This window comes from Roseateles sp. (assembly GCF_052436255.1).
Lineage (GTDB): Bacteria > Pseudomonadota > Gammaproteobacteria > Burkholderiales > Burkholderiaceae_C > Pelomonas.
Map to the genome: position 1 here is coordinate 22,500 of NZ_JBQVNP010000050.1, position 10,088 is coordinate 32,587.

11 protein-coding genes are annotated in these 10,088 nt (G+C 68.7%); 5 read left to right on the forward strand and 6 right to left on the reverse strand.

Translation table 11 applies throughout. The features are described 5' to 3' along the window. The first annotated feature begins 86 nt into the window (after positions 1-86). Both ACT6S0_RS13305 and ACT6S0_RS13310 read left to right on the forward strand, forming a co-directional pair. Positions 87-1,127: a hypothetical protein gene (locus ACT6S0_RS13305; protein WP_444764305.1), complete on the forward strand. Its 1,041-nt coding sequence runs from the start codon at positions 87-89 to the stop codon at positions 1,125-1,127. A gap of 88 nt (positions 1,128-1,215) precedes the next feature. Next, positions 1,216-1,944: a PEP-CTERM sorting domain-containing protein gene (locus ACT6S0_RS13310; RefSeq protein ID WP_444764306.1), complete on the forward strand. Its 729-nt coding sequence runs from the start codon at positions 1,216-1,218 to the stop codon at positions 1,942-1,944. A gap of 58 nt (positions 1,945-2,002) precedes the next feature. On the opposite strand, the gene ACT6S0_RS13315 is transcribed toward ACT6S0_RS13310, so the two are convergent. From ACT6S0_RS13315 to ACT6S0_RS13325, 3 genes are all read right to left on the reverse strand, one after another. Next, positions 2,003-2,521 (reverse strand): GNAT family N-acetyltransferase, encoded by a 519-nt coding sequence (locus ACT6S0_RS13315; protein WP_056267930.1) that lies wholly within the window; start codon positions 2,519-2,521, stop codon positions 2,003-2,005. A gap of 83 nt (positions 2,522-2,604) precedes the next feature. Further along, the gene (locus ACT6S0_RS13320; RefSeq protein ID WP_444764307.1) at positions 2,605-3,357 is read right to left on the reverse strand and encodes a 3'-5' exonuclease; all 753 of its coding nucleotides are present in this window, start codon (positions 3,355-3,357) and stop codon (positions 2,605-2,607) included. Further along, entirely contained in the window at positions 3,357-3,686 is a 330-nt protein-coding gene (locus ACT6S0_RS13325) for a nucleotide pyrophosphohydrolase (RefSeq protein WP_444764308.1), read from the reverse strand. Before ACT6S0_RS13325 ends, ACT6S0_RS13320 begins: the two co-directional genes overlap by 1 nt. A 353-nt stretch (positions 3,687-4,039) precedes the next feature. Here ACT6S0_RS13325 and ACT6S0_RS13330 point away from each other — a divergent pair, with 353 nt between their 5' ends. Continuing rightward, the gene (locus tag ACT6S0_RS13330; protein ID WP_444764309.1) at positions 4,040-5,203 is read left to right on the forward strand and encodes an SGNH/GDSL hydrolase family protein; all 1,164 of its coding nucleotides are present in this window, start codon (positions 4,040-4,042) and stop codon (positions 5,201-5,203) included. A gap of 30 nt (positions 5,204-5,233) precedes the next feature. Beyond that, the gene (locus ACT6S0_RS13335) at positions 5,234-5,905 is read left to right on the forward strand and encodes an OmpW/AlkL family protein (protein WP_444764310.1); all 672 of its coding nucleotides are present in this window, start codon (positions 5,234-5,236) and stop codon (positions 5,903-5,905) included. A gap of 224 nt (positions 5,906-6,129) precedes the next feature. Here ACT6S0_RS13335 and queE read toward each other — a convergent pair whose 3' ends face one another. Both queE and ACT6S0_RS13345 read right to left on the reverse strand, forming a co-directional pair. Beyond that, the gene (gene queE / locus ACT6S0_RS13340) at positions 6,130-6,786 is read right to left on the reverse strand and encodes a 7-carboxy-7-deazaguanine synthase (protein ID WP_444764311.1); all 657 of its coding nucleotides are present in this window, start codon (positions 6,784-6,786) and stop codon (positions 6,130-6,132) included. Continuing rightward, positions 6,783-7,883 (reverse strand): 6-carboxytetrahydropterin synthase, encoded by a 1,101-nt coding sequence (locus ACT6S0_RS13345; protein ID WP_444764312.1) that lies wholly within the window; start codon positions 7,881-7,883, stop codon positions 6,783-6,785. The genes queE and ACT6S0_RS13345 overlap by 4 nt, the downstream gene beginning before the upstream one ends. Before the next feature lie 146 nt (positions 7,884-8,029). Here ACT6S0_RS13345 and ACT6S0_RS13350 point away from each other — a divergent pair, with 146 nt between their 5' ends. Beyond that, positions 8,030-9,394 carry an MFS transporter gene (locus tag ACT6S0_RS13350; protein ID WP_444764313.1) on the forward strand — a complete coding sequence of 455 codons (1,365 nt, stop codon included), beginning with the start codon at positions 8,030-8,032 and terminating at the stop codon, positions 9,392-9,394. Between the two features lie 189 nt (positions 9,395-9,583). Here ACT6S0_RS13350 and ACT6S0_RS13355 read toward each other — a convergent pair. Further along, a partial coding sequence (locus tag ACT6S0_RS13355; RefSeq protein WP_444764314.1) for a response regulator occupies positions 9,584-10,088 on the reverse strand: 505 nt, incomplete at its 5' end.

Sequence of the window (10,088 nt, forward strand, 5' to 3'; positions counted from 1 at the left end):
GCTGGATCATCTTATGAGCTACCAGGCTCAGAGACTGCTGCCAAGGCCCGCAACCACGGCGTGCCTCTCACTCCCAGGAGCCCGACATGCAAGCCGTTCTCAATCGCCAGATCGCCACCCGCCCCGCCCTGGTCCAATTCGACCTCGGACTGATCGACGCCCCCACTGCGGTGAGCGCCCATGAGCGCACCGGCCTGGCCCTGGGCCGCGACTACGCCCTGCATGGCCTGACCCCTCCCATCGCTCACCTCTACCCGCAGTCGCCGCTGCAGCGCGGCTGGCTGGCGGCCCGCGGCCGCCCCGTGCGCACGCCGGCCAGCCCGCAGGTCGAGCGGTGGCTGGCCCTGCGCACCCATGCCTGGGCGCGCGGCCGCAGCTTCGAGGACATCCAGCTGACGCCGCATCACCTGGCCCAGCTCGACACCACACACTGCCCCATCACCCGCGATCTGCTCGGCGACGACAGCCGCAGCATCGACCGCGTGCGTGACGACGCTGGCTATGCGGCCGGCAACCTGGCGGTCATGAGCCGGCGCGCCAACCGGGCCAAGGGTCAACGAGGCCATCAGGCCCTGGGGGACATGGCCGCCAGCTGCGCCGCCGGCCCCATCACCCGCATCGGCGGCCTGACCCAGGCCGACTGGGAGCGCCTGGCCGTGTTGAGCAGCTTCGTCACGCCGCTCAGCCACGAAGACGCGGCGCAGATCCCGCTGCGCGTGCTGCCGCCCAACCGCCTGCGTCTGTTCAACCCCATCCAGGCCCTGCAAGCCCTGGTCACCCGCCAGCTGGCCACGCCGGGCTGGAGCGCCCGCCTGAGCCGCCTCGAAGCCTTGCTGCCTACCGATGCGTTGCGCAGCGACTTCAACCGCTTCCTGCTCGCGCTGGCGCCACGCGTGCTGGCTGCCAACGAGCTGCAGGAACCCCACCAGATCCGCTGGGCACTCGAAGACGCCTGGGCCCTGCCACTGGTGCTCAAGCGCTGGTCGCGCTTCGCGCTGCAGTTGACACCTGAGCAGGCCGAGAGCCTGGTCGAACGCGCCGCGGCCAAGAAGCTCTGCCCGGTGCATATCCAGCGCCACGACGACGCGACCGACGGCTGGGCGCTGGCCACCGGAGGCTACGCCTGAACCCCGCGTTCGGGGGGGCCACCCTGGCCCTTCATCGTGGGGTCATGACGGCTGACGAGAGTGGTGCCCGTCGCCGTCCATCGTCCACGTGACCACCCTCATGATCAAGACCATCCTCTCACTCTTCCTGGCTGCTGCCGCCCTGCCATCACAGGCACTCGTCGTCACGCAGTGGAACTTCAATTCCGTCGTTGCCGACAACAGCCTCAGCACCGGCAGCCTGTCGCCCAGTGTCGGCAGCGGCACGCTGAGCCTGCTCGGCGGCGTCACCGGCGCCTTCGGCAGCGGCTCGGCCAACGGCGGCTCCTCCGACCCGGCGACCGTCGACGACACCGCTCTGCAGACCACCGGCTACCGCGCTCAGGGCGTTGGCGACAACACGGCCGGAGTGAGGTTCGACGTCAGCACGCTCGGCTTGCAGGGCATCAGCCTGAGCTATGACCTGCGCCACAGCAATACCTCGGCACGCCATGAGCGCGTGCAGTACACGCTGGATGGCAGCACGTTCAACGACATCGCCTTGTTCACCGCTGCCGCTGGCGACACCTGGTTCAACAACCGCAGCGTGGATCTCAGCGGCATTGCCGGTGCTGCCAACAACGCGAACTTCGGCTTGCGCATCGTCTCGACGTTCGCGCCCGGCACCAACAGCTACGCGGCCAGCAACTCGGGTTCAGCCTACGCCGGGACGGGCACCTGGCGCTTCGACTACGTCACTGTCTCGGCCGTCAGCGCCGTGCCGGAACCGCAGGCCTATGCACTGATGCTGTCGGGCCTGCTGGCCATCGGCTTCATGGCGCTGCGCCGCCGCGGCTGATTCGAGTCGAGAAGAACAAAAGCGCCCTGCGGGGCGCTTTTTTCATGACTCCGGCCGTTCAGACCAAGGAGCGATGCAGGCGGATTTCTTCGACCCGGGCGCCACCGACTTCCGTCGTGCGGGCACTGCCCAGCTCGCGCTTGAAGCCGGCCAGCTCAAAGAACCGCAGCGCGCGCTCGTTGCGAAGGTAGCACCACAGGGTGGCCTTGGTGCAGCCCTCTTCCTGCAGCCCGTCGCGCGTCGCGTCCCACAGGGCCAGCCCCACGCCCTTGTCCCAGTGCACCGGGTCGGCAAACATGGCCCAGACCTCGCCCGTGGTGGCCGGCGTGCCCTTGTCGCGCGAGCGGTCGAAGCCAGCAAAGCCCATGATCTTGTTGTCCAGATGGGCAACGATGACCTGTGGCTCGCAGAGGTCAATGGCTTCACGCCAGAAGGCCTGGCGCTTCTGCACGGACATGGCATCCAGCGCCGCCACAGGCAGCAGGGCCTTGTAGGCATCCTGGCTGGAAGCGACGTGAATCTCGGCGATGGCCTTGGCATCGCGCAGGGTGGCGGGGCGAACCTGGATCACGGACATGGAACTCTTGAGCAATGGCACGGGGGCGAAAGGGCGCGATTGTCCTGGCCCGAGGCCATGAGCTGGGGCCTTGACAGAATTTTTTATGGGCTTCCTGCACGCGAACCCGCGACGCCTTGGATGTTGTCGCTTCCGGCCATCTCCAACTCGAAAGCCAACTCGCATGAAACCGGTCCCGGCAAGCCGGCCGGCGCTGCGGGCCTTCGGCGCGCCTTCACATGCTCAACCAGGCCGCGCCTGAGCCAGCGCAGCGGTGTGCGCTGCAGCAGCGTGAGCAGGCTGTGGTCCACCACCGCATCGCCCAGGTCGAGCGCAAAGCGGCGGCCGATCTCGGCCTGCACCTTGAGCAGCAACCCGGCCGTCACGCGGGCATCCGCCATCGCGCGGTGGGCACGGCCGTTGAAGCGCAGGTCATGGAACTGCGTCATCGCCGCCAGGCCGTGGCTCTTGGCTGCGGGCCAGAGCCGGCGCGACAGGAGCACGGTGCAGGCAAACTGATGCGCCGGGTCGGTAGCCAAACCTGCATGCTGCATCTCGGCCTGCCAGAAACCCCGGTCGAACGAGGCGTTGTGCGCGACCAGCGGGCAGCCCCGGGTGAAGCGCGCCAGCTCGCCCATGACGCTCGCCGCGTCCGGCGCACCGACCAGCATCTGGTTGCTGATGCCCGTCAAGGCCTGGATGTGCGGTGGCACCCAGGCGCCGCTGTTCATCAGGCTGGCCCAGGCGTCGACGATGACGCCGCCACGCACCAACACGGCCGCGACTTCGGTCGCGCGGCCACCGCTGGTCGGGCCCAGACCTGTCGTCTCGAAGTCAATGACGGCAATGGTTTCCATCAAGACTCCGGACTCGGGACCTGCTTGGGCGGGTGCTTGATGGCATTCAAGGCCAGCTTGCGCTCGACGGCAGCATCCAGATCCACGCCGCCATGGTCGGCAATCTGCACCAGGTACAGCAGCACGTCGGACAGCTCCTCCCCAAGGTGGCGGCGCTGGTCTTCGCTCAGGTCCAGCGACTGCTCGGGCGTCAGCCACTGGAAGATTTCCAGCAGCTCGGCGGCTTCCACCGTCATGGCCATCGCAAGGTTCTTCGGGGTCTGGTAGGGCTGCCAGCCGCGGTCGGCGGCGAACTGGCGCAGGCGGCGCTGCAGGGTAGGAATATCCATGGAGCAGTGTCTTATGTATTCCAAACAGGTTTCAAGATCTCAAGGTAGTCGTTGTAGTAGAGCGCGTGTCCGGCTGTGGACAAGATCAAAAACCTCAAGCAGCTCAAGCGCTTGGCTGCGGCATAAGCCTGTGCGCCGGGCCACTGCGCTTGCCGACGCGTTTTGGGTACAACTTGGCCGGCGCGCCTTGGCCTGTGGATATCCGCCAGGTTGTCCCGGAACCATCCACAGACTTGCACAGGGCCGTCCCGGGATGTCTTTTACGCGTACCGCGGCAAAAACGAACGGCCTTCCTGGAAGCAGCGGCTAGAGTTGCCCTCCCGAACTGACAACGTGCCGCCCCGGAGACAAGCATGAACCTTTCATTCACCCGCATTGCCGCTGTTGCTGCGGCCGTGTCGAGCGTCCTGCTGGTGGCGGGCTGCGGCGGCGGCGGCACGGCAGACACGACGCCCCGCGTCGCCATCACCTCGGTGAAGGTCTTCGGCGACAGCATTCAGGACAGCGGCACCTTTGGCTTCAAGTTCACGGTCCAGAGTCCCGACAACCTGATCTACCCCGAACGCGTGGCGGCCAGCTACGGCAAGACGCTGTGCCCCTACTACGCCGCCACCGGCGCCACCAGCTTCGCCGTCAATACCGCGACTGCCGGCTGCACCAACTACTCGATCGGCGGTGGGCGCATCACGCACACCAGCGTGCTGCCCACCAACCCGCTGAACATCGGTACCCAGATGGCTGCCTATGCGGCGGCGGGCAGCTATGGCGCGGGCGACCTGGTCATCATCGACGGTGGCGGCAATGACGCGGCCGATCTCGTCGGGGCCTATCTCAACATCCCACGTGACGGCGCCGCTGCCTACCGCGGCCTGCTCGGCACGCTGCTCACGCCCACGCAGATCGGCACCGGCCTGGGCGGGGGAGCCGCCGGCACCGCGGGCCTGGGCGCCACCTACATGACGGCCCTGGCCGACAAGTTCCATGCGTCCATCAAGGCCAGCGTGCTCGACAAGGGTGCAAAGCAGGTGGTCGTGCTGAACATCCCCGACATCACTTTCACGCCGCGTTTCCAGATGGTGCTGGACAGCATCGCCGCAGCCAGCGGCGGCGGTGCGGCAGGCACGGCAGCGCGTGCGCAATCACAGACCCTGTTCCAGGGCTGGATGACGGCCTTCAACACCCAGCTGGCTGCCAAGCTCGCTGGCAACGAGAACGTCGTCGTCATCGACTTCTACAAGGCGTTCCAGGACCAGGTCGCCACGCCGGCGCAATTCGGGCTCAGCAACGTCAAGGTGCCCGCATGCCCCGTCACCGGCGTCGGCGGCGACGGCCTGCCGAGCTACACCTTCACCACCTGCACCGCCACGGCCCTGTCCGGCGCGCCGCCGACCGGCGCGACCGGTGCCGACTGGTGGAAGACCTATGCCTTCTCCGACGGCTTCCACCCCACGCCCTATGGCCACCAGCTCACCCAGCAGCTGATCGGCAAGGCTCTGGCCACCAAGGGCTGGCTCTAAACCGCGGCACCCACACTCGGAGACAAGCTCATGAACACCCAGCTCCTTATCGGTGCCGCCGTCGCCGCCCTCTTCGCCGGCGGCAGCGCCTCGGCCCAGTCGGCCGGCAGCTTCGTCATCCATGGCGGCGCCGCCCAGGTCACGCCGCAGGTCGACAGCAGCGACCTCAGCGCACCCAGCCTGGCGGGCAGCAGGATCGACGTGAAGAAGGCCAGCGCCTTCGCTGGCGGCGTCACCTATTTCTGGACCGACAACCTCAGCTTCGAGCTCGCCGTCGCGGGCCCCTTCAAGCATGACGTCATCGGCGCGGGCACCATCGAGGGTGTCGGCAAGCTGGGCATTGTCAAGGCGGCTCCGACCACGCTGCTGGCGCAATACCGCTTTGGCGGCGCCAGCAGCAGCCTGCGCCCCTTCGTCGGCGCGGGTGTCACCTACAACCACCTCTTCAAGCCCAGAGCCACGACCGCGCTGTCGGCAATCACCGGCGGCACGGCCGGCAACCCGACCACGCTGCGCATGAAGAGCCGCGTCGGCACGACCATAGAAGTGGGCGCCGCCTACAACATCACCAGGGACTGGTCGGCCAGCCTGGCGGTCAGCAAGACCTTCATCAAGACGACGGGCAGCCTGTCGACCGGCCAGACCATCGAGACCACCCTGGACCCGGTGGCCATCAAGTTCGGCATCGGATATCGGTTCTGAGCCTGGCTGGCCTGTCATCGAGAGGGAGCCTGCGGGCTCCCTTTTTCTTGCGAGACCGGCTGCTGAGGCGTGGTCCTCCGACAGTCGAAACCATCTGCAGAGGCAACGGCGCCGACACCGGCATGAAGTGGCCGACAAACGTGACGGCCTCATCGTCGAGGCCGGCGAGGGCTGCTGCCGAGACTGAACGCGCGTGGTGCGAGGCTCGCTGTTGAGCACGGTGCTCAGGCGATGCCGACCACCTTGTGCATCTGCACCGACAGCCGCCACTGCGGATGCGCCATGCAGTAGGCCACTGCCGCCTTGGTGTGTTCGCGCTGCAGCACCGAATCCATCGGCTGCAGGAAGAAATTCTGGAAGTCCAGGCCGGCGAACCGTTCAGGCCGGGCGAGCGGCTGCGGGTAGACGAGCTTGAGCTCGTGGCCCGAGGTCAGCACCAGCGGCGCATCGGCCTTGGGGCTGACGCAGATCCAGTCGATGCCCGGGGGAGCCGCTTGCGTGCCATTGGTCTCGACGGCGACTTCGAAGCCGCGCGCGTGCAGCGCGTCGATCAGCGGGGTGTCGAGTTGCAGCAGCGGTTCGCCGCCAGTGCACACCACGTAAGGCTTCCCACGGTCAAGGGAAGCAGCCCCTGCGGCGCCGCGTGGCCAGGCCTTGGCAATCGCATCCGCCAGCGCATCGGCGTCTGCGAACTTGCCGCCGCCCTCGCCGTCCGTGCCGACGAAGTCGGTGTCGCAGAAGGTGCAGACCGCCGTCGCGCGATCCTGCTCGCGTCCGGTCCAGAGATTGCAGCCGGCAAAACGGCAGAACACCGCTGCGCGGCCGGCTTGGGCGCCCTCGCCTTGCAGCGTGTAGAAAAGTTCCTTGACGCTGTATGTCATACCGGAATCAACTCTTCGGAATCAGCCCGGCTGACGATGGCCCCCGAGCCGCGCGTCTCATACAGGTCGACGCGGTCGATCTGCGGCAGCGCGCCGCCGCCCTCACGCAGTACCCATGCAGCAATCGACGCCACGTCGCCATCGGGCAGCCCCGCGATCTCGTATAGCGGGTGGTGGTCCAGCCGCTTGAAGAGCGGGTTGAACAGGGCCTTCACATCGCCGAAGTCGACCGTCCAGCCCATCACCTGGTCCAGCGGCGCGGCCAGGTGCAGGCGCAGCGTGAAGGTGTGGCCGTGCGTGCCGGCCAGCGGATGCCCTTCAGGCGCGTGCCGCAGCCTGACGGCGCTGTCCAGCGTCATCTCCTTCCAGATGCGATAGGCCAGGCCGTTGAAGTTGGCGCCGCTGGAACCGGTCTCATAGACGGTCACCCAGCTCAGCTCCGGCAGCACGGGCTTGAGCCGGTCCCACAGCCAGGCCGAGATGCGCTCGCTGGTCGGGTTGTGCAGGCCGGCGATGTCGTTCAGGCAGCGGTAGTTCAGCTCGAAGTGCAGCGGCGCCCAGACCTCGTCGAGGTGGTCGTAGTCCAGCGCCAGGTCGCGCTCGCCCAGGTCGGCGTTCGCATGCAGGATGACCTCGAAGCCATGGCCATGCATGCGCCCGCACTGATGGCCCGCCGGCACGTTGGGCAGCTGGTGGGCGGCCTGGAAGCGGTAGCGGCGCCATACGTGGGCGTGGCCGGCGCCATCGAGGTCGACCCCGCAGTGCTGTGTGCTCTGCACGCCTACCTGCACGATGCCGGGCACATCCACCGCCAGCCGGCTGCGCACCCAGCGCGCCAGGTTCTCGTCGGTGGGTTCGGGCAGAAAGTCGTTCAGCAGCGCATGGTCCAGCGGCGCCACCGTGCCGATCATGCGGGTGCGCAGCGCCTGCACCTCGCCACCGGGAAAGGCCGCCCAGCCAGCCGGCAGCGCCGTGCGCACGGTGGCGAAATAGCTGTGGCCATGCAGGCCATGGCTGCGGTGCGAGGCGGGCAGGGCGGGGATTCGGCAGGCCGACTCGAAGCCGGCCGAGGCGCAATGCAGAACGGAAACTGACATGGCGGAATTGTCGCGCCGCGCGGCGCTGCCTGCCGCGGCCCGCCGGCAATCACACATCCCGGTGGTCAATCGGCCGACCTGGGATGCCGAAATATTCAGCCGGGCCGGTTGACTTGAAGTGGGCTTGAGCTTTTAGGCTGCGCGCCATGAACCTGTCCGACCCCGTCGACGCGCCCGCTGCCGCGGCGCCCACCGGCCTCTTCGCGCCCGGCCGCCGCGCCGCCTGCCTGGGCGCTGTCGCGCTGATCTCCATGCTGGCCTTCGAGTCCATCGCCGTCGCCACCGCGATGCCGGCCGTGGCCGAGGCCCTGCATGGCCTGCGCTACTACGCGCTGGCCTTCGGCGCGACGTTGGCGACGTCGGTGCTGGGCATGACGGCCGCCGGCCAGCTCTGCGACAAGCGCGGGCCCTATCGCGCGGCGCTGGCTGGCCTGGCCGCGTTTCTGGCCGGGCTGCTGCTGGCCGGCTTTGCCACGGCCATGCCGGCCCTCGTGTTGGGCCGCGCACTGCAGGGGCTGGGCAGCGGCATGCTGGGCGTGACGCTGTATGTCGGAGTCGGCCGGGTCGTGCCGCAGGCGCTGCACCCCAAGATGTTCGCGATGTTCGCGGGCGCCTGGGTCGTGCCCGGGCTGGTGGGCCCGGCGCTGGCCGCCTTTCTGGTGCAGGCGCTGGGCTGGCGCTCGGTCTTCCTCACCGTGGCGCTGGCCGTGCCGGTAGCGGCGCTGATGATTCTGCCGGCGCTCAGGCGCGTCGGTTCGGGCAGCGGCCAAGCGCTGCGCTGGGGCGCCATGCGCTGGGCGTTGCTGGCCAGTGCCGGCGCGCTGACCTTGCACGGCGCCAGCCAGCTGACCGGCATGCGGGCGGCGCTGCTGTTCGCGGCGGGCTTCGTCGCCGCCGGTATCGCCGCCCGCGTGCTGCTGCCCGCCGGCACCTTGCGCGCGGCCCGCGGCCTGCCGACGGTCATCCTGCTGCGCGGCCTCATCGCCGCCACGTTCGCCAGTGCCGAGGCCTTCCTGCCGCTGCTGCTGACGCAGGGTTTCGGCTGGAGCCTCACCCAGGCAGGCATCGCGCTGAGCGCCGGCGCCGTCACCTGGAGCATCGGCAGTGCGCTGCAGGCCCGCGTGCAGAGCGCGGCGGCCCGGCGGCGCCTGCTGCCGTGCGGCTTCGGCCTGGCGGCGCTGGGCGTGCTCGTCGTCATCGCACCGTTGCTGTTCGCGCTGCCTTCGCTGGTCGTCTTCATCGGCTGGTCGGTCGTCGGCCTGGGCATCGGCCTGTCCTTTCCGATGCTGTCGGTGCTGCTGCTCAAGCTGTCGCCCCCGGCCAGCCAGGGCAGCAACACCTCGTCCCTGCAGCTCAGCGATGCGCTGACCAGCAGCGCGGCGCTGGCGCTGGCGGGCCTGTTGTTCAACCCGGCCACGCGCCAGGTCCTGCCCGTGCTGCTGATGGCGCTGGCGCTGGCCACGGCGGCCGCGCTGCTGGCCCCGCGGGCGCAGGCCGGCGAGCCCTACTGACGTCAGCCCCGCCCCGTGGTCTCCGGCAAGGACGCCGGCCCGGTCGAGGGCCAGTCAGATTGCGGCGGCGCAATGACCGACTGTGGCGCGTACTCCACCTCCGGGGTCGAACAGCTCGCCGCGCGCCACCAGCTCGGACAAGCGGCCCTCGACGATGCGTTGGCAATAGCTTTCCTCCAGCGGCGCAGCTCAGGCGCCGGGCGGCAGCCTCAGGTCGCTGACGCGGCGGCCGCGCTTGCTGGCCGCAGTGCGCAGGTGCACCAGCGACTCCACGCGCTTGAGCAGCTCGCGGTCGTTCCAGGGCTTCTTGAAGATGCCGTAGACACCCTCGATCTGGCCGACGCGGCCGTGCAATTCGTCGTGCCCGGTGATGGCAATGACGGGCAGGTCCTCGGTGGCCAGGCTGCCGTGCACGTCGGCAATCAGCTCGAAGCCGTCCTTGTTGGGCATCTCGAGGTCGGTGATCAGCACGGCGATCTGGGGCTTCTCGTCCAGTTGAGCCATGGCCTCGTTGCCGTCGTTGACCTGGATGACGATGAAGCCGGCGCCCTCGAGCAGCCGCTTGAGCTTGGTGCGCACGACCGCCGAGTCGTCGGCGATCAGCACGGTGGGCGGGCCGTCCGGGATGACCGGGGCGGGGGCGGCCGGCGGCTGTATCGGCGTGGGCGCCGTGACGAAGGCGCTGTCCATGGAC